This is a genomic window from Saprospiraceae bacterium (assembly GCA_026129545.1).
In the GTDB taxonomy this organism is placed as follows: Bacteria; Bacteroidota; Bacteroidia; order Chitinophagales; family Saprospiraceae; genus M3007.
Genome location: JAHCHX010000003.1, coordinates 1 through 19,619, shown reverse-complemented (window position 1 = coordinate 19,619; position 19,619 = coordinate 1). Strand labels below are relative to the sequence as shown.

14 protein-coding genes are annotated in these 19,619 nt (G+C 56.8%); 10 read left to right on the top strand and 4 right to left on the bottom strand.

The window, feature by feature from the left end:
• Positions 1–36: 36 nt before the first annotated feature.
• Positions 37–402, bottom strand: coding sequence for a hypothetical protein (locus tag KIS77_17925; protein ID MCW5924206.1), 366 nt, complete (start codon positions 400–402; stop codon positions 37–39).
• A gap of 124 nt (positions 403–526) precedes the next feature.
• Here KIS77_17925 and KIS77_17920 point away from each other — a divergent pair, with 124 nt between their 5' ends.
• Genes KIS77_17920 through KIS77_17895 form a run of 6 tightly spaced genes read left to right on the top strand, consistent with a single transcriptional unit; the run spans position 527 to position 9,085 of the window.
• Positions 527–1,477 carry a magnesium transporter CorA family protein gene (locus KIS77_17920; GenBank protein MCW5924205.1) on the top strand — a complete coding sequence of 317 codons (951 nt, stop codon included), beginning with the start codon at positions 527–529 and terminating at the stop codon, positions 1,475–1,477.
• A 58-nt stretch (positions 1,478–1,535) separates the two neighbouring features.
• On the top strand, positions 1,536–2,234 hold the full coding sequence (locus tag KIS77_17915; protein ID MCW5924204.1) for a response regulator transcription factor: 699 nt from the start codon (positions 1,536–1,538) through the stop codon (positions 2,232–2,234).
• Positions 2,224–3,585 carry a HAMP domain-containing histidine kinase gene (locus KIS77_17910; protein MCW5924203.1) on the top strand — a complete coding sequence of 454 codons (1,362 nt, stop codon included), beginning with the start codon at positions 2,224–2,226 and terminating at the stop codon, positions 3,583–3,585. Before KIS77_17915 ends, KIS77_17910 begins: the two co-directional genes overlap by 11 nt.
• A 56-nt stretch (positions 3,586–3,641) precedes the next feature.
• Positions 3,642–4,889 (top strand): TolC family protein, encoded by a 1,248-nt coding sequence (locus KIS77_17905; GenBank protein MCW5924202.1) that lies wholly within the window; start codon positions 3,642–3,644, stop codon positions 4,887–4,889.
• Positions 4,889–5,983, top strand: coding sequence for an efflux RND transporter periplasmic adaptor subunit (locus KIS77_17900; GenBank protein ID MCW5924201.1), 1,095 nt, complete (start codon positions 4,889–4,891; stop codon positions 5,981–5,983). The genes KIS77_17905 and KIS77_17900 overlap by 1 nt, the downstream gene beginning before the upstream one ends.
• A 9-nt stretch (positions 5,984–5,992) precedes the next feature.
• Complete coding sequence (locus KIS77_17895) at positions 5,993–9,085, top strand: efflux RND transporter permease subunit (GenBank protein MCW5924200.1); 3,093 nt, start codon at positions 5,993–5,995, stop codon at positions 9,083–9,085.
• Between the two features lie 24 nt (positions 9,086–9,109).
• Here KIS77_17895 and KIS77_17890 read toward each other — a convergent pair whose 3' ends face one another.
• Positions 9,110–9,382, bottom strand: coding sequence for a hypothetical protein (locus tag KIS77_17890; GenBank protein MCW5924199.1), 273 nt, complete (start codon positions 9,380–9,382; stop codon positions 9,110–9,112).
• Positions 9,383–9,423: 41 nt separating this feature from the next.
• Between KIS77_17890 and KIS77_17885 the strand changes: the two genes are divergently transcribed.
• From KIS77_17885 to KIS77_17870, 4 genes are all read left to right on the top strand, one after another.
• The gene (locus KIS77_17885; GenBank protein MCW5924198.1) at positions 9,424–9,813 is read left to right on the top strand and encodes a hypothetical protein; all 390 of its coding nucleotides are present in this window, start codon (positions 9,424–9,426) and stop codon (positions 9,811–9,813) included.
• A 222-nt stretch (positions 9,814–10,035) separates the two neighbouring features.
• The gene (locus KIS77_17880) at positions 10,036–11,124 is read left to right on the top strand and encodes a hypothetical protein (GenBank protein MCW5924197.1); all 1,089 of its coding nucleotides are present in this window, start codon (positions 10,036–10,038) and stop codon (positions 11,122–11,124) included.
• Between the two features lie 155 nt (positions 11,125–11,279).
• Positions 11,280–13,286: a PKD domain-containing protein gene (locus KIS77_17875; protein ID MCW5924196.1), complete on the top strand. Its 2,007-nt coding sequence runs from the start codon at positions 11,280–11,282 to the stop codon at positions 13,284–13,286.
• A gap of 49 nt (positions 13,287–13,335) precedes the next feature.
• Positions 13,336–16,089 carry a CHAT domain-containing protein gene (locus KIS77_17870; GenBank protein ID MCW5924195.1) on the top strand — a complete coding sequence of 918 codons (2,754 nt, stop codon included), beginning with the start codon at positions 13,336–13,338 and terminating at the stop codon, positions 16,087–16,089.
• A 150-nt stretch (positions 16,090–16,239) separates the two neighbouring features.
• On the opposite strand, the gene KIS77_17865 is transcribed toward KIS77_17870, so the two are convergent.
• A complete protein-coding gene (locus tag KIS77_17865; GenBank protein ID MCW5924194.1) occupies positions 16,240–16,935 on the bottom strand; it encodes an outer membrane beta-barrel protein in 696 nt (231 codons plus the stop codon).
• A 109-nt stretch (positions 16,936–17,044) separates the two neighbouring features.
• The gene (locus tag KIS77_17860) at positions 17,045–19,045 is read right to left on the bottom strand and encodes a DUF11 domain-containing protein (GenBank protein MCW5924193.1); all 2,001 of its coding nucleotides are present in this window, start codon (positions 19,043–19,045) and stop codon (positions 17,045–17,047) included.
• Positions 19,046–19,619 lie beyond the last annotated feature (574 nt).

The window sequence follows — 19,619 nt, the reverse complement described above, 5'->3', positions numbered from 1 at the left end:
ATCGTGTTCATGGTTTTGTTGGGCACTCACGGCGCTTCAAAAAATCACGCAATGATAAAAAAGAATTTTCCAGCGCAGCCCATGATTTTTATCAAAATCTGCCGAAAAGTAAAAGGGCAAGAAGCATATCTCGCCCCAAAAACAAAAAACAAAACAATGTTCCGAAAACATGGCTTTTTTTAAGCGACGACAAAACATAATTCTACCGCCCGAATATCGTTTTCTGCAAAAGTTAATTCGGTATTTGTTTGCCAAAGACAGGTGACGTAAGTTTGCCCGCTGAAAAATGGTCAGCAAGCGGTGGTTTTTTGCAATAGCATCGCCCAGTGTTGGAGGCTCGTAGGTCACTTGGTCATTGAAAATTGAACATTGTTCATTGAACATTTTAAATTTCAAATTCAAAAATTAGCATTTGGAAAAGACCCATGTCCAATATTCAATGACCCCGAGACAGCCCAGCCAACGACCCACAGCTCGCCCCGACCATTCGGGGAACAACTAACAACTTTCTCATACTCAATGGACAGTGATCCGTTATTACACACGCGAAAAAAGGAAGCTCGTCGAATTGGCCGAGCCGGATCCCGGCTGTTGGGTACACCTTACCCCACCGTTCGGGCCTGACGAATTAGAGGAGTTCGCTCGCCGGTTCGAGATTGACATGGCCTTCCTCACCGACTCGCTCGACCTCGACGAACGCGCCCGATATGAGCGCGACGAGGATGTTCGCTTCATCCTCATCAATACGCCCATCAAGAACATCTACGCTCAAGAAGAAAACGAGGCGTACTTCATCACCGTCCCCATTGGCATCGTGCTGACCATAGAGCACGTCATCACGATTTCGGCGGTGGAGACACCCGTGCTCGACAAGTTTTTGCAAAACAATATCCGCAACTTCAACCCCGCCGATGAAAAACGCTTCGTGCTGCAAGTGCTCGAACAAAACGTGTATCATTTTCTCTCCTGCCTCAAAGCCCTCAATCTGCGCCGAAACCGCGTCGAAAAAGAGTTGATGCACTCCAGCCGCAACACCGACCTGATGCAGTTGCTGGCCATTGAAAAAAGCCTCGTCTATTTCGTCAACTCGCTCAACGCCAACGAATTGCTTAAAATGAAGGTGAAACGCACCGATTTCCTCCACATCAACGGCGACGAGGACATGACCGAGCTGTTCGAGGACATTATCATTGACAACTCGCAGGCGCTCTCCATGGCCAACGTGTATACCAACATCTTGAACGGCACGATGGATGCCTATTCCAGCATCATCTCCAATAACCTCAACCGCTTCATCCATCGCCTCACGGTCATCACCGTCGTGCTCATGGTGCCCACCCTGATTTCCTCCTTTTTCGGCATGAACATTGACAACGGCATCCCCGACAAACCCTGGGCCTTCTACACCACCGTCATGATGGCAGGCCTCATCACCGGCGGCCTGTATTGGTTGATGCAGCGTAGAAAAATGCTATAATTGCCTTGCAAAACTTACGTTCCAAATGGCAAGCAATCCAATGAAATGTCCATAGGCAATGCGAATACTACTCATAGAAGACGACCCGACGCTCTCCCAAAACATTAAGGCAGATTTGTCCGCACAAGGTTTTACCGTAGATGTCGCCTTCGACGGCCAAGTGGCTGAAAAAATGCTGCGCCAATTTGAGTACGACTGCATAGTGCTGGATATCAACCTGCCGCACAAAAATGGGTATCAACTGACACGGGAGTTTCGCAGCCACGACGTGCACACACCAATCCTGATGCTTACGGCATTCAGCGAATTACAAGACAAATTGGATGGCTTCGAAGCAGGTGCTGACGACTATCTTGGCAAGCCTTTCTACCACAAAGAACTTGTGGCACGCATCAAGGCACTGTTAAAGCGAAAATCGAGGCCGGGCAAGGGCAATCAGCAGCACCGGCGTTACCGTGTCCGCAACCTCGAACTGATTGAAGAAGCCAAACAGGTGCTGCTCGACGGTGCACCCCTAGACCTCACCCCGCGCGAATATCAGATTCTATTGCTCCTGTTAAAAGGACGTGGCAACGTGGTGTCCAAGCAGGAATTCATCCGGGAAATCTGGGGCAGACACTTTGAAGCCAACACCAACACCATCGAGGTGTATATCAACCTGCTGCGAAACAAAATTGACAAAACCCGCACCGACCGCCTCATCAAGACGCGCGTAGGTTTCGGCTACTACATTGACGAGGACATCCATGAAACTTAGCCGCCGCATCCTACTCTATTTCTCCACGTCCATCATCGCCTTTATCGGATTGGCTTTGTGGTTGGTGTATCTATTTTTTGCCGACTACCGCCGCGAGGAGTTCTGGCGCCGATTGACAGAAGAAGGTGAGGTCGCTTTGCGTATGTTGGCGCAAGCAGACTCAGCCGAAACAACCCCACAATATCCCGTGGACTTCATGGACGATGCCGACGACGAGCGGATGCTCATCTTCGACCGCGACCGGCGCGTGTACTACAACAGCCTCGGCAACAAGCGCCACTATTATCATCCCGAAATGCTGAACGCACTCAGCAAAAGCAATCCAGACCTCCAAGGAAGCGAACAGGGCGTGGCCATCAAAGGACTATACCGGGAACAGGACGGCCGTGAGTTCTACATCATCACCCGGGCCAGCGACCAGTTCGGCATGCGCAAGCAAGAGTACCTCAGGTACCTGTTGCTCGGCACGTTTGTCATCGCTTGTGTGCTCGTGGTGCTTATTTCCCATTATTTGGCCCGTCAAATCACGGCCCCGCTCGAACACATCGCCAAACAGATAGAACAAGTCCGCTTGGACACACTCCAAAAGCCACTTGATATACCCAGCGGCAGTGTCGAGGTACAGCAACTGGCACTGAAATTCAATGCCATGCGCGAACGATTGGACCAAGCAGTCAAATTTCAAAGCCATTTCATCCAGCACGTCTCACACGAACTGAAAACACCTTTGGCCGTGTTATTCTCCAACCTCGAACGCGCTGAAGCGACAGGCAACGAAACAGCTCTTCGCCAAGCCCTGCTAGAACACAAGACTGGCCTGCGCGACGTGGCCGACATTCTGGATGCCCTGCTCCAGATAGCGCAAGTGGAAGCTGGCGCCAAGCAAGCACTCGGCCAACCAGTGCGCATTGACGAGCTCCTGTTTCAGGTCATGGATTCCCTACGCTATGCGTACGACGACCTGCACATCGAAGTAGCGCTCGACGAGAGCATTACCGATGCCGCCCAGTTGACCGTGACTGGCAACCGAGGCCTGCTGCACGCCGTGCTGCAAAACCTGCTCAAAAACGCCCACCTTTACCATCGCGAACACCCGCCAACGGTGGCCCTTGCCCCCCTGCCCGGCGGCCTGCGCCTGACGGTCTGCAACGACGGCCCTACACTGCCGCCAGAAGAGGCCGAACGTCTGTTCCAGCATTTCTTCCGCGGCAGCAACAGCAGTAAGCACAGCGGCTTCGGGCTCGGGCTGGCGCTGGCGCACCATATCGTGGCACTACACGGGGGGCAGCTGTGGTACGAGGTGTCGGAGCAAAAGGGGTGGAACTGTTTTCAGGTGGAGCTGCGTCTTTAAGCCAAATTTTATCCCCGTTAAGCCCTTATTAAGCCCGTTTCCTCCTCCTTTGCGGCATGAAATCCAGATTGCTTGCGCCGCTGCTGCTGCTCGGCGCTACCCTGCATGCCGCCGATACCCTGCGTGTCAACCTGCGCCAAGCCGATAGCCTCTTCCTCGCGTCCAATTACCGCCTGCTGACCGCCGCCCTGAACGTGGATGCCCAGCGCGCCCAGATCGTGCAGGCCCGACTGTACCCCAATCCGGTCGTCTTCGCCGACTTCAACTTGCTCGACCCAGAGAATGAAAAAGCCCTGCACATCGGGCGCACGGGACAAAAAGCGCTTCAGGTGGAGCAACTCATCCTGCTCGGCGGCAAGCGCCAAGCCCAAGTGGACTTGGCCAAAACCAACGCCGAACTCGCCGAACTGGAGCTGGAAGACCTGACCCGCCAACTGCGCTTCGAACTGCGCAAGAGCTATTTCGCAGTAGGCCGCCACATCTTCCTGCTCGACCGATACACCCGCCAACTCGAACAACTAGATACACTCATCAGCGCCTATAGCGACCAGGCCGCCAAAGGCAACGTGGCACTCAAAGACCTCGTGCGCCTCAAATCGGAGTACCTCGGCCTCGTCAACGTGCGGGCGCAAATCTTCGAAGCACTGTTTGCCGAACAAGGCACCCTCCAAATGCTGCTCCGCACCGACCGGTTTGTGTTGCCCGACACCGCCACCGCCGCCTACAACCGCTACGTCAGCCGCTTCGACGATGCCTTTCTGCTCGATGCCGCCCTCAGCGCCCGGCCCGACTACCGCGCCACCGAGCGGTTGGTCGTCTTCTCGAACCAAAACACCCGGCTCCAGCGCGCCTTAGCCAAGCCCGACGTGAGTGTGTTCGGTGCCTACGACCAGCGCAGCGGAGCCTTTGTCAATCAGGTCAACATAGGCGCAAGTATGCCCCTGCCCATGTGGAACCGCAACCAAGGCAACATTCAGGCCGCCAAGATCGGCGAACAAATGGCCGCCCTCGGACGAGAGGAACTGCGCACAGCCATCGCCGTGGAAATCGCCAACCGCAACCGAGCCTACGAACAGGCCTTGGCAGAGTACCGCAAAATGCTGGAAGTCTTCAATGCCGACTACGACCGCATCCTCGAAGGCATGACCGACAACTTCACGCGCGGCAACGTCAACCTCATCGAGTTTCTCGACTTTTTCCAAGCTTACAACGAAGCGCTCGGCACCGTCTCCGATGTCCGCCAACAACTCGGCTTGACTGCCGAATACCTCAACTTCCTGACTGCAACCGAACTTTTCCAATAATGCGACACATACACTTTTTCCCCGTATTGCTTCTGTTCGCCGCCCTCGCAGCCTGCCAACAGGATGCCCAAAAAGACGATACTAGCCAAACGGCGTTTGCCTTCACCCTAAGCGACACCATGGCCGCCCGCTGCCAATTCTACGAGGCCCTAGTAGAGCCGGTAATGGTCGAACTGCGCCTCTTCGGCAAGATCAGCGCCGACAACAACAAAGTCGCCCAGGTATATCCTATCGTGGGCGGCAACGTGCTCAAAATCAACGTAGAAGTGGGCGACTACGTCCGCCGAGGCGACGTGTTGGCCGTCATGCGCAGCGGCGAGGTGGCCGGCTTCCAGAAAGACCGCCTCAATGCCCTGAACGACGTGGCCATCGCCGAAAAAAACCTGCAAGTGGCCCGCGACATGTTTGCTGGCAAACTGCTGACCGAAAAAGAGGTCATCGCCGCCCAGCGCGAACTGGACAAAGCCCGCGCCGAACTGGAGCGCGTGAACGAACTGTACAGCATCTACAGCCTGCGCGACGGCTCCATCTACAACATCACCGCCCCCATGAACGGGTTCGTACTGGCCAAGGACATCAATCAGAACGAACAGCTCCGCTCCGACCGCACCGAACCCGTGTTCGCCATCGCCGAGATCAACGAGGTGTGGGCTTTGGCCAACGTGAACGAAAGCGACATCGGCAAAGTCCGGCTCGGCATCCCCGCTGCCGTCCACACCGTCAGCTTCCCCGACGACGTGTACCGCGGGCAGGTGGACAAAATCTACAACACCATTGACCCCGAGACCAAGGCCATGAAAATCCGGGTGAAAATCCCCAACCCCACTCTCAAACTCAAGCCGGAGATGAACGCCACCGTCAACCTGCGCTTCCCCGAAGGCAGCAGCCTCGTGGCCGTGCCCGCCGCGTCCATCATCTTCGACAAGGGCAAAAACTGGGTCATGGTCTATCGCGACCGCAGCGACATCGAAACGCGCCTCGTGCACCTGCACAGCCAAGTCGGCGACAAGGCCTACATCACCGCCGGCCTCGAACCCGGCGAAAAAGTCATTTCCAAAAACGGTTTGTGGGTGTACGACGCGCTCAACGACTAACAGCCTGCCATGAACAAGTTCATCAAGAACATCATCGGATTTTCCCTCAAAAACAAATTCTTCACGTTTTTCTGGGTACTTATTTTGGTCATCACGGGCGTGGTGAGCTACCTCCACATCCCCATCGAGGCGTTCCCCGACGTGACCAACACGCAGATCATCATCGTCACGGAGTGGAACGGGCGCAGCGCCGAAGAAGTAGAGCGCTTTGTGACCACCCCCATCGAGATCGCCATGAACCCCGTGCAGCGCAAGACCAACGTGCGCAGCATCACCATGTTCGGGCTGTCCGTCATCAAGATCATTTTTGAGGACGACGTGGAGGACTTCTTCGCCCGTCAGCAGGTGAACAACCAGCTGCGCAGCGTCACCCTGCCCGAGGGCGTGGAACCCGACGTGCAGCCGCCCTACGGCCCCACCGGCGAGATTTTCCGCTATGTGCTGCGCAGCCCCCAGCGCGACACCCGCGAACTGCTCACCATCCAAAACTGGGTCATCGACCGTCACCTGCGCGCCGTGCCAGGCATCGCCGACCTCGTGGCCTTCGGCGGTCAGGAGAAAATCTACGAGATCGCCGTCAACCCCATCAAGGCCCAACAGTACGAGATGACTCCGCTGGAGATATTCGAAGCCGTCGGCAAGGCCAACCTGAACGTGGGCGGCGATGTAATCGAAAAAAATGGCCAAGCCTACGTCGTGCGGGGCATCGGCCTGCTGAGCTCCATGGCGGAAATCGAGAACACCATCGTGGACAATTTCAACGGCAACCCCGTGCTGGTAAAAAACGTGGCCGAGGTGCGCGAAAGCAGCGCCCCCCGCGTGGGTCAGGTGGGCCTCGACGACGAGGACGACGTGGTGGAGGGCATCGTGGTGATGCGCAAGGGCGAAAACCCCAGCGAGGTGCTGGCCCGCCTGAAAGCCAAAATCGAGGAACTCAACAACGATATCCTCCCTGCCGACGTGAAAATGGAGACCTTTTACGACCGCGACCGCCTGATGAGCTACTGCACCGAAACGGTGCTGCACAACTTGTTCGAGGGCATCGTGCTGGTCACGGTGGTCGTGTTCCTGTTCATGGCCGACTGGCGCACCACGCTCATCGTGGCCATCGTCATCCCGCTCTCCCTGCTTTTTGCATTTATGTGCCTGAAAATGAAGGGCATGAGCGCCAACCTGCTCTCGCTCGGCGCGGTGGACTTCGGGATCATCATTGACGGGGCGGTGGTCATGGTGGAGGGCCTTTTTGTGGCGCTCGACCGCATGGCGCACCAACGCGGGATGCCGCAGTTCAACCGCTTGGCCAAGCTCGGCCTCATCCGGCGCACGGGCACGGAGATGGGCAAGGCCGTGTTTTTTTCCAAACTCATCATCATCTCCGCCCTGCTGCCCATTTTTTCGTTCCAAAAAGTGGAGGGCAAGATGTTCTCGCCCTTGGCCTACACGCTGGGCTTTGCATTGCTGGGCGCCCTGCTGTTCACCCTTACGCTGGTACCCGTGCTAGTGTCGGTCTTGCTGCGCAAGAACGTGCGCGAGAAGCACAATCCGGTGGTCAATTTCATCAACAACCTCGTGGAGGGCGGCTTCCGGCGCACGTTTGCCAACAAGCGCACCAGCCTCGCCGTGTCGGTGGCCGTGCTGGCGCTCACGCTGTTTTCCACGCGCTGGCTCGGCACCGAGTTTTTGCCCCAGCTCAACGAAGGCGCGTTGTGGGTAGAGGCCAAAATGCCCATGAGCACGTCCCTGCCCCAAACCGTGCAGATGACCGGCGAACTCCGAAAGGTGCTCAATTCCTTCCCCGAGGTGAACGGCGTGCTCTCGCAGGCCGGCCGCTCCAACGACGGCACCGACCCCAGCGGCTTTTACTATGTGCAAATGCAGGTCAACCTCAAGCCTAAGGAGGAGTGGGGGCGCAAAATCACGATGGACCAGCTGGTGGAGGAAATGGACGCCAAACTCAAGCACTTCCAGGGCATCAACTACAACTACTCCCAGCCGATCATTGACAACGTGGCCGAGGCCGTGGCCGGCATGAACGCCAACAACGCCGTCAAGATCATTGGCCCCGACCTGAACGTGCTCGACTCCTTGGCCAACCTCGTGCTGGAAAAAATCGAGCACGTGCCGGGCATCAAGGACATCGGCATCCTGCGCAACCTCGGCCAGCCCGAGGTGAGCGTGGTGCTCGACGAGGAAAAGATGGCCCTGTACGGCGTGACCAAGGCCGACGCGCTCTCGGTCATCGAAATGGCCATCGGTGGCAAAACAGCCACCGTGAAGTACGAGGGCGAGCGCAAGTTCGACATCCGCATCCGCTTCGACCGGGAGTACCGCAAGGACGAGGACGACCTGCTCCGCCTGTTCATTCCCACGCTCAGCGGAGGCCGCATCCCGCTCAAGGAAATCGCCGACATCCACACCGTCACCGGCCCGGCATTCATCTACCGCGACAACACCAAGCGCTTCATAGGGGTCAAGTTCACCGTGCGCGAGCGCGACCTCGGCAGCACCATCAGCGAGGCGCAGGCGGCGGTGCGCGATATCCAGTTCCCGCCCGGCTACACCGTGAACTGGGCCGGCGAATTTGAAAACCAAGTGCGGGCCACCAAGCGCCTCGCCCAGGTGACACCCATCAGCCTCGGCCTCATCTTCGTGCTGCTGTTCATCATGTTCGGCGACGTGAAAGATGCCGGCTACGTGCTCGTCAACGTGCCCTTCGCGCTCGTGGGCGGCATCTTGGCCCTGCATCTCACCGGCATCAACTTCGGCATTTCCGCCGGCGTGGGCTTCATCGCGCTGTTCGGCATTTGCGTGCAAAACGGCGTGATCCTCATCGGGGAATTTCACAAACAGGGGAAAAAGTTTGCCGACATTGGGCAGGCCGTCCACGAGGCCGTGCGCCAGCGCACCCGCCCCGTGGTGATGACCGCCCTCATGGCCGCCCTCGGCCTGCTGCCCGCCGCCCTGAGCACGGGCATCGGCTCGGAAAGCCAGAAGCCTTTGGCGGTGGTCATCATCGGCGGCTTGGTCACGGCCACGGTGTTCACCCTGCTGGTGTTCCCCATCGTGTACTATCGGGCCATGCGGCACAAGTTTGGAAAGTAGGGTAGAGGGCAAACCGTGCGTTTCTTACCGCTGCACCACCAACTTCGCCACCCCCAGCAGCCGCCCCTGCCGATACGCCGCCACATAGTGCATCCCGCTGCCCGCGCCATGTAGGGGGATGCGGATGCCCGGATGCGCGTAGGCTTGCCGATGCAGCGGCTTTCCCTCCGGCGAGAGCAGCACCACCACCACATCTCGCTCGGGCAGGTCTTCGGGCAGGGTGATGTAGGTCTCCACAGAAGCGGGGTTGGGGGCGCATCGCACCTCCGCCTCCTGCGCGAATGTCGCCGATTCCACGCCCGTGATGATATTGACATCCCCGCAGCCGGGCGTTGGAAATGCCAGAATTCAACGCACGCTCCATGCGACCCACTGGCAACAACTTCAACCCATTTTTCATCGCCGCCAAACGCTGGGGCAACAACTGGCACACCCTTCTTTACACCGGCCCGGAGATGATTCGCCATTTCGACAAGAAAAAATGGGAGCATGTGTTCCAGATAAACACCAGCATCCATTACATGATAAGCGGCACGCGCAACTTCATCGGAGTGGAGCTAAACAAGGAAGCGCGAGAAGGGGATTTCGACATGGTGATACGCCCCCAAATGCGCGTGGGCATCGCCGAAAACCTACTCATCGGCATCGTGGCAGGCATTCCGGTCAATCGGGAAAACCAGCGATTCAGCACGTTTTTCCGGCTAATCTACGAACCCAGCCACAAGTGACAGCACCTAATATGCTTCGCGCCGTTAGGTTTTGTGCATGGCAAAAAGCACAATCTGCTCAAAATCAAGAAAATCAATCATGGACATCTGACAAATCCTAGCGAATCAAGGTATAGTTACTTGAAAAAATAATTCAGCGAGTGGGGGGTAACAAACCGTCGGGCAGGTGGATGTAGGGCAAACACACCTTGCAACTCATTCATCATTAAAAATCGAACTGTCATGAAAAAGCATCAAGTTCTCGTGTCCATCCTTGCCCTGACAACCCTCCTCGCTTCCATACCTGCTTGCACCAAAAACGACGTGTCGGACACCCCCGACATCATCGTCAAAGACGAGCCAAACATCCCCGATGGCAACCGCGTCACCATCCGTTTCGGCACCTCCACCCTGAGAGGCTGCATGTACTCTTTTAGCAATTGCATCTGGATTAGCTGGGATAAAGACGTGTTGAAATCGAATCAAAGCCTTGCCTTCCAATTCGGCGACGGAGAAGCGGCCAACCAGTATTTCGGCCAGTATTTCCCAGTCACCAGCGATTATGTCGTGACGAAAGAAGAGGCTGAGGCATTGGGCATCGAAAGCCAAGTCATCCCTGCTGGTTTCTATCCCATCCGCGACGCACTGGGCGGCCTGCCCACCGGAAAACGCACAGTAGTGTTCAGCCCCGAATCGTGCCAGCCCGTGGCCGGTTTGGTCAATCCAAACAACCCGCAGGACAACATCGGCCAACTGCACAATCTGGCCGTGCAGGTCGTGCTCAACGACAACCGCGACGCCATCAAGGCGCTCAACGGCGACCGCAAAGCCATCCAAAACCTCTTGCTTGACAAAATCGCCCAATTCCTCGCCGATGCCGAAATGCCCGTGAGCACAGCCGAGCAACAACGCGCTCGCAGCCTCAACCTCAACCGTGACTACAGCGACTACGTCGCTCGCCTGAACGAGACTCGCCTCACAGCAAACGACAAGAAACTCCTGCTCGAAATCTTCGACGAAGCCGCCGCCACGCCCGTCGGCTCACCGCAAGAATTGAGCGAGTTCGTGCAGCGCATCACCGACCGAGAGACCTACCTGGCCCGCCAAGCAAAAATGGACAACCCAAAAGTGGTGCTTTCCATGGTCTCCGTGCTCAAGTACAGCCGCTACTACTGGTACTGGAAAGCCGTATCATCGCCAGAAAACAGCGGCGGCACTGGCACAACAAGCATCATCCCCGATTGGGTTTGGGCCGACATAATCGGGATGGAACTGGGCGGGCCACTCGTCTCCGCTGCTGCTTCAGCCTATGTTTATCACAACAAAAAGTAACCTTGTCAGCCTAACGCCAAAATACCAAATTGCCTCGGGTGCCGCACCCTGAGGCTTTTTTGTCAATAGGTTGTTTTTGCAAAAAAACCGCACATTTGACCTTGTTTTTGCAAATTATAAACCTGCTCTGATTTTTTCTCGCAAAATATTTGGCAATGAAAACGCTGCACTCGTTCCTATTTGCTTGGTTCTTCGCCACCTCATTCATCAAGGCTCAACCCACTCCATCACCTGCACTTGCCCATTTCGGCGCCACACCCGAAAATGGCGGCATCCGCTTCCGCCCCCAATGCCCGCCTTTGGTGCAAAGGGCTGGTGCGCCCGCAGCATTTTACACCTACTATTGGGAATTTGGCGACGGTGATTTTAGCTTCGAGGAAAGCCCCTTGCACCGCTACGAGACCGGCGGGCCCCATCAGGCGCTGCTCGCGGCCACCGCCCACTACGACGACAAGCAAAAACCACCCAAACCCACGTCGCAACAGGTGTTTGCCAGCACTAGTGCTCCGGGCGCGTTGCGCCCCAACCATGTTTTCACGAAAACCGCGCAAGCCATCGCTCTCAAAACCAATCAACAGCCCGCCGCCGGAGAGGAAATCGTCTGCATCATCAGTTACCGCAACAACAGCATTTTCACCACCGACGGTCGCCTCCACCTCTTTTTCAACGAGCGAAAATTCCCCGCCACTCATTTTACCTTTTTGAACGCCCGCACCCATTTTGGCGAAAAAAGCGAGGCCGCTTACACGCAAACCCTTCCACAAAAGGTGCTTGACTGGGATGCCCTTTTCGAGGGAATAGCGACTGCGGGCAACGCCGCCCCGCTATTTTTCGCAGCGCCCCCGTCGTCCGCCGAACTGCTCCAAAAGGCTCGGCAAAACTACCGCGACGAGCAAGGGTGGCGATTCACCGCCCTCAAACCCGGCGAACAGCGCAACCTCTTTGTCAGCCTGCAAGGCACGGCCAATATGCTCAAAGACACCAGTGCCTTCATCCACTTGAAAGGCCTGTTCGCGCCCTTCGACCCCGCCGTTTCGCCCGAAGAATTTACCCTCGAAATCGAAATCGTCAGTTCCCACGACCCCAACGCCATAGCCGTTTCCGACAATCGGGTGAGTTACCGGAATGTGGGCGGAAAAAATCTTGACTACAAAGTGCGCTTCCAAAACAACGGCGAAGGCCCGGCACAAAAAGTGGAGCTTACCATCACCCTGCCAGAGGGCCTGAACGCCAGCAAAATGCGCCCCATCAAGTGGTACCCGGAATGCCCCATCTGCACGACCCCGCCCCAACCCAGCGGCTGCCTCGACACCGCCACCACCCGCGATGGGCTGGTGTTCACCTTTCGCAACATTTACCTCCCCGGCAGCCGCCAAAAGGGGGTGAGCGACTACGACTCCACGCAGGGCTTCGTGCGATACCGCATCGAACCGCACAAGGATATGCCCAAGCGACCCTTCCGCAGCCAAGCCTCCATTGTGTTCGACAAAAACAAACCCGTGCTGACCAATTTTTCCAAAACGCGCTTCAAACCGGGCATTTCGCCCGGGCTCAAAATGGGCTATGCCTTTCAGCCCGATTCGTCCGACACGGGCTATTTCTTCTTCGGGGCCAGCCTCTCGCCCTACAAGTCGTGGCGCATCTATCCGCAAGTGGAATTGCTCACGGGGGTGAAGGGTCGCACCGACTTGCCCGAACGCCTCACCCTCTTGCCCGGCGATATTTCCCAGCTCATGGGCGACTTGGACACACTGGTGTCGCAAGAAATACGCGAATCGGGAAGCCGGGGCTTTTTCTCGTTGGAAGTACCAGTGTTGTTGCGGAAGAACTTTGCCAAATTCGTTGGAGTCGGCATCGGCGGCAGCGCCCGGGTTTTGTTCGAAAATGGCGAAGACCGCAGACAAGTGACCACCACGCGCACCCCGTATCGCCGGGCCGCCGGCCCCACGGGAGTCGTGGAATACTTGCAGACGGGCGACCCTGTCACGACCACCGACCCCTCCACACAAGACCTCAACGAGACCAACCTGCGTTTCTCGCTTTTTGCCGACCTCACGCTCGGCAGCGTGCGCGTCGGGCCAAACGTGGGCATTCGGGCCGGCGGCATCTTGTTGGATGGCTTTCAGCCGTTCGTGCAGGCCTCGTTTGAATACAAGTTTTGAAATCGAATCCCCAAAAACACGGAACTTGCGGGCATAATCTGCCGGCAGTATGAAGCACCTGTTCCCTATCATCGCCCTGCTTGTTCTTTTGGCCGCCATCTTGTGGGCGCAACCCGCTCCAGAGCCTTCCCGCGCGGCCACCTTCGATAGCCTCATCCAAAATGCAGAATTTGAAACCATTCACGTCATCATTGACACCCACCCCGACGCAAAAGCACGCGCCGAACAATGGGTGCTTTTTGGAGAAAAAGTCGTCGAGCAAGCCGAAAAACACTTCGACGCGGGCGAGCACGAACAAGCGGCGCAATTGTTGGACAAAGCTATCGGCACCCTGACCAAGACTGGCAGGGCAGACTCCTTGCCCACTGCCAGCCTGTGGACGTGGAAAGCCATCACCTGCCGGAATTTGGAGCGATATACAGACGCGCTCGAAGCCTACAACGAAGCCACCCGAATCTACGAGCGACACGGCTACAACAGCCCAAGCGTGGCCTACTGCTACAAAAACGCCGCTCAAATCTATATGCGCCAACACAATTATCGGCGGGCCGAAGAGTGCCTCCAAGCCGCCATTCGCGGCGACTCAAGCCAATACTACCTGCTGTCCATCTATGGTCAACTGGCCAACAACGCCTATTGGCAAGATAGCATTGACTTGGCGCTGCGCTATGTCGAACAAGGAAAATCAATAAAGGGGAACGCGTTTGCTTTGGCATCGCTACGCTCGGTCGGGGCCGATGCGTGGAGAAAAAAAGGCCAATGGCGCCAAGCGGAAGCCATGATGCGGCAGGCGCTGGCTTTCTACCAAAACGAACCGGGCGAGGAAGACAACACCATGCGCAGCCTCACCTCGCTCGCCCACATTGCCGCAAACACGGGCCGCCCCCGCGAGGCGGAAGCCCTGTTCCAACAAGCCGAGCGCATCGGATTGGCGTATTTCAAGGGAAAAAGCCGCGAAATGGCAAAACTCTACTGCGAATGGGGCGACTTCCTGAGCAGCCTCCGACGCGAGGGAGAGGCCTTGCAGTGCTACCAAAAAGCCCTCGTGCAAGCCTATCCGACTTTCCACGACCGCTCACCTGCCCTCAATCCCAGCCCTGCCGAGCCACCACTCGAACTCTGGGCCATGAACGCGCCCGCCCGCAAAGCCGCGCTACTCCTGCGCAACCCCACGCCCCAACACCGCGCCACCGCCGCTGATTGCTTCGACCTCGCTTTCGCCGTCGCCGAACGCCTCCGCCGCACCTATAGCTCCGACGAGGCCAAACTCTATTTCACGCAACACAACTCCGACATCCGCCGCGAGGCCGCGCGCAACCTTTGGGCAATGTACCGCGCTTCGAGCGACGAGGCGCACCTGCAACGACTCTTCGACTTGCTCGAAAAAGGCCGCGCCAGCACCCTCCGCGATGCACTCCTCCAACAACGCGCCCTCGCGCTGACAGGCATACCCGACTCCCTGCTGCATATCGAAGAAGCGTTGCGGCTTGGCCGCGCCGACCTGCAAATGCTTGTGAGCGAGGCCGAGGCAAAAAACGACACGGCTTTGGTGACGCTCCGTAGCGCATCCCTGTTTCAGTTGGAGCGCCGATACGAGGAACTATTTGCTTTTTTGAAAAAAAACTATCCCCAGTTCGATGCCTTCCACCAAGCAGATGCGCCTCCCCGTCTCGTAGAACTCAGCGCCGCCTTGCCCGACTCCGCCGCGCTGCTTGCTTGGTTCGATGCCAGCGACCGCTACCTCTGCCTGACGCTGCGGCGCGGTCGGCTCTCAGGGTACGAGGTGCCACGCGACTCGGCTTTGGAGGCCACGCTTGTTCGTTTTCTCCGTCTCTTGCCCGACAAGGGGCGGCAAGAAGCCGCTCCTACCGACCTCTTTTCGGATGCCTTCCAGTTGTGCCAGCGACTTCTGCCCGATTCGGCCATAGCGGGTGTGCGCTCGCTGGTTGTCATCCCCGACGGGCCTTTGTGCTACCTCCCCTTCGAGGCGCTGCTGACCGCGCCGCACATGGGTGGATATGCCTCGGCACCCTACTTGCTTTGTTCGACATCGGTGCAGTATGCTTGGTCGGCCACCTTGCTGACCTTGCCTGCGTTCAAAAAAAATGGGGTGAAAGGGCTGCTGCATATCGCGCCCTTCGTCCATACGGCTCGCGACGGTCTCGCGCCCTTGCCCAATAGCTTGCGCGATGCTCCCGCCTCGCTCGTGGCGACGGTGCTTGAAGGCGAAAAAGCCACAGCCAATTCGTTTTTGCAGCGCGCACCTGACCATAATATACTGCATCTATCCACCCATGCCGACGCGGGCGGGCGGGCAGTGGCGGGCATCGAATTCTACGACCGCCGATTGACCTTGTCCGAGATATACGCGCAGCGTTTGCGTGCCTCGCTGGTGTCGCTCAGCGCCTGTGAGACGGGCTCGGGAAGGTTTGCAGAAGGTGAGGGGGTGATGAGTCTCGCCCGGGCATTTGCCTACGCGGGTGCGCAGAGCCTCGTGGCCAGCCATTGGGCGGTGAACGAACGCTCCACCGCCGCATTTTTTTCCAAATTTTACCAACATCTCGAAAAGGGGCGTTCAAAGGCCGAGGCGCTGCGCCTGGCCAAACTTGATTATCTCGCTTCTTCGGAAATGGATGCCCGCAAAGCGCCTTTCCACTGGGCGGCCTTCACACTGACGGGTGCCGACGGGCCAGTGGACCTAGAGGGGGCGAAGTGGCCTTGGTGGGCGTGGGCGCTGCTCGTCGCGGGTGGGCTGGTTTTTTTGGGTTGGTGGGTGAGAGGGCGGTTGACGTATTTTCAGTAGGGCTACCTGTTGCAAAAGCCCCTATATATTTTGACAACTAACACGCTGTTCGCTCAACAAATCATCCTGTCGATGAATCAACATCAGTAAACAGGAGTCATCCCGAATTTTTGCCCCAGCGGGGCGGAATATCGGTAGAAACATCGCTCCTCAATCCAAATAATACCGCCCGACCACGCAGAAATAGTCGCCGATGTGTGGGATGGCGTAGAAGCGGCTTTGTCCGTTGAAGCGTGTTCGGAAACCTGTGTCGTAGAGGTGGAAAGGGGTGATGCAGTAGGACAAGCCGGCAAAAAAGCCGCCCGCCCCTTTTTTTCGGAACTCCAGACCGAGCATGGTCAGGCTGCTCGGCAGGGCAAAGGCGCGGCGAAACGCGATGATATCCAGCCCATCCGTTTTGGATGTCAGGTCGCTGGGCAGCGTTTGCAGGTTCACCCCTGTGCCAGCGGTCAGCAGCAGTTGGCTTCCCAAGCGTTGATAGTACATGAGCAGCAGCGGCACCTCGTAGATGGTGGTGTTGATTTTGAGCGAGCGTTGTTCGCTTTCGGTGCTGGCAGTGCATTCGTATCGGCGCAGGAGCAGGGAAAAGCCACCTTGCAATTGGAACTTTTCACTAAGCCTAAAAGTGGCTATGCCGCCAAATTGCGTTCCGATACTGGGTTCGATGCGGTACGAAATGCCGTTGGACTCTTCCACGCGGTTGCGCACCCTGAAAAGACTGCTGGGAAAAATTACGCCTGCTTGCAAGCCAAAATTGAAAGTCGGGTCTTTGATTTCGTCTTGGGCCTGCGACTCAGGACACAGAAGCAAAGAGCAAAAGACAAAGGTTAGGAGGATTTTGCACACGGACATAGTGGTTGTGAGTTAAAGGAGTTGAATGGGTTGAAGTACTTGCCCGGCCAAGCGAAGCGGACGGAGTTGTTGACAGGGTTGCCCGGGCAACCCTGTCAACCCTTTATCTAATCAGCGTCACGTCTCCCGCATAAATCGCCGAATCCCCATCAAGGAAGGCAATTTCCGCCACCCAAGTATAAACGCCGGGCAACATGAGCTGGCCTCTGAAGGTGCCATCCCAACCCGCCCGCGCGTCGTTGAGGGTGATGTCGCGTGCTTCGTAGAGTTGCTCGCCCCAGCGTGAGTACACGGACAGACGGGACACAATGGCATAGCCATCGCCGGAGCCGTAAAAGTAGCCGTTATCGGGGTTTTCGGCAGCAGGCATAAAAACATTGGGGAAATAAATGTTCTTGTTTTTGTTCACCAACAGGCGGATGGAGGCCGAATCGCGGCATCCGAATTCGTTTTGCACCTGCACGGTGTACTCGACGTTGTTGAACGGTCGCGCCCACGAGTCGGCACAGGTCGGGCAGCGCAGCGAGCCGGGCAGCGGGTCCGTCCAAAAGTAGGTCGTAAGGTTGTCGGTGTTGAAAACGCTCGTCCGGATGAACACGCTGTCGCCCAAGGAGAGCGTGGCCGCGTCTTCGTTGAGTAGTATTTCCACCGAAATGGCCGAGTATTTTACATTGTAAAAAATGTATGCCGTGTCGCAGCCAGCCGTGGCAACCACACGGTATTGGCCAGCACGTTCTGCGTTGTAAAAAGAATTGGTGCTGCCGTCGTCCCAGTGGTATTTGACGGCGTTGCCGAAGCCTGCAAAATACGATTGGGCATCCAGTCGAATGAAGTCCACGCCCTCACAGATGGCTTCCTCGACGAAAAGCGAATCGAACGAAAGCGCCAACACGGTGAGGCTGGTGCTGTCGCCCTCCAAGGTGGTGAAAGGGTCATCGGAGCGCCGCTCGCTGCCTAGGCCGACGGGCAGATTGCGCAACATGGCCTGATTGCGATAAATGCCCGCAGCGACTGCGCCCACGCGCACCACTATCGTGATTTTGAAACGGCCATCGGGCAAATCCACGTCGCTCAGCCGGAAAAAAGTGTCGCCGGGTTGGCTCAGCACGTTGCCGCCCAAAGGGTTTTCGCGTACCGCCACGAAGGTGAACCCGGGCGGCAATTGGTCTTCGAGCAGGATGCCTTCGTGCGGGCGGCGGGAAGTGTTCACGATTTCGAAGGTGTATTCCACCTCTGTGCAGGGGAAAGTCTGGCGAGGCGACACCGTTTTGCTCAACAGCACGGTGTAGGGACAGGAGCAACCGTCGGAGGCTCTGGCGGGTGGGCCTTGATACAAAAACGTGCTGGCACCAGTGGCGGGGTTGATGCTGTAAAGCCTGTTTTGCTCGGAGTCGTTGCTGGTGCTGCCGTATGCAAACAACCTGCCGTAAGCGTCGAAGAAGAGGCTGCCAGTGTTGACGGGCACTCCCGACGGCGGAAAATTGAAAAAGAGCGCGCCCGTCTCCGGGTTGATGCGCACCAGCCGTTGGGTGGCCGAGTCGTAGCCATAAAGTTCGTCGGTCACCGGGTGGAAGGCGATGTCGAAGATGAGTCCGGGCCGATTGATGGGAATGACGGTGATGCCGTAGTCGGGGTCTTCGAGGTCAATGCGGACGAGGTTGGCGGCGTTGGCGGAGCCATTGAGGAAATACCTTGTGCCAAGAATCAGCAGATAGCGGCCATCGGGGGTCACGTCGCCCGCGAAATAGGCATCGTTGAGATTGAGGGGGAGTATCTTGAGCACCTCCGCCACGCCGTCGGCATCAATGCGCACCAATGCGCCAGTGTTGGGATTGACGCAGTATATCAAGTTGTCCACGCTGCGGTAGCCCGCGGCGTTGACTTCGATGCCTAAGTTGTCGCTGATGCTCTTGAACACCACCGCGTTGGTCTGCGGGTCAATGACGACCTCGCTGAGCGTCGGCGGGGTGGTGTTGAGCGTCAGAAAGAACTGGTCTTCGCAAGTGAAAGGTCGCTGCGCGACGGATATGGCCTGATGCACTTGGACGAACATCAGGACGAACAACAGCCGGGCAAGTGCCCGATATGGCCCATGGGTCAGCATAAGCGCATTTTTTAAGGAGGATGAAAAAAAGGAACAAGTAAAAAATCAGTCCATATCCGTGAGGTGAAAGAGTTGAACAGGTTTAAGGGCTTGCCCGGCCAAGCGGAGCGGACGGGGTCGAGGGGGTAGTTGAGGGAGCGTACTTTAGCCATTGCTTGGCGAAGCACCACTGTCTTTCCTGCGATGTTTACTCAAACTCATTGTCCCTTATTTTGTTTGACATGGCTGCCCCAAATGCTTTTTCGACAACCATAAAAGCTCCGAAACGCCAATGTAAGACATTTGCTTGGACGGGACACAGCATTGGGTCAGGCGAGGTGAAAAAAAGGTGGGAATACACACTACTGGACAGCGTGAGTTCGGAGATTGATTTTTTTGTAAAAACTTAGGCAGCCCCAAGCGCATAAGACTCGGTTGGCAGGCTTTTAGGTTTTTGACAGGATTTACAAGATTTGCAGGATTTTTGGCGGCGAAGCCACTTTATTGAACCTATAAATTTTGTGAATCCTGTCAAAAATTGAATGTCTGCTGTCCTGCCTAAGTGTTTACATTTTTTTTAAAATTAGAGTTGTGG

Excerpts from the sequence above, each read along its gene's own strand:
- KIS77_17915 (MCW5924204.1), top strand. The coding sequence starts at position 1,536 with ATGCGAATACTACTCATAGAAGACGACCCGACGCTCTCCCAAAACATT.
- KIS77_17910 (MCW5924203.1), top strand. The coding sequence starts at position 2,224 with ATGAAACTTAGCCGCCGCATCCTACTCTATTTCTCCACGTCCATCATC.
- KIS77_17905 (MCW5924202.1), top strand. The coding sequence starts at position 3,642 with ATGAAATCCAGATTGCTTGCGCCGCTGCTGCTGCTCGGCGCTACCCTG.
- KIS77_17900 (MCW5924201.1), top strand. The coding sequence starts at position 4,889 with ATGCGACACATACACTTTTTCCCCGTATTGCTTCTGTTCGCCGCCCTC.
- KIS77_17895 (MCW5924200.1), top strand. The coding sequence starts at position 5,993 with ATGAACAAGTTCATCAAGAACATCATCGGATTTTCCCTCAAAAACAAA.
- KIS77_17885 (MCW5924198.1), top strand. The coding sequence starts at position 9,424 with ATGCCAGAATTCAACGCACGCTCCATGCGACCCACTGGCAACAACTTC.
- KIS77_17880 (MCW5924197.1), top strand. The coding sequence starts at position 10,036 with ATGAAAAAGCATCAAGTTCTCGTGTCCATCCTTGCCCTGACAACCCTC.
- KIS77_17875 (MCW5924196.1), top strand. The coding sequence starts at position 11,280 with ATGAAAACGCTGCACTCGTTCCTATTTGCTTGGTTCTTCGCCACCTCA.
- KIS77_17870 (MCW5924195.1), top strand. The coding sequence starts at position 13,336 with ATGAAGCACCTGTTCCCTATCATCGCCCTGCTTGTTCTTTTGGCCGCC.
- KIS77_17860 (MCW5924193.1), bottom strand. The coding sequence starts at position 19,045 with ATGCTGACCCATGGGCCATATCGGGCACTTGCCCGGCTGTTGTTCGTC.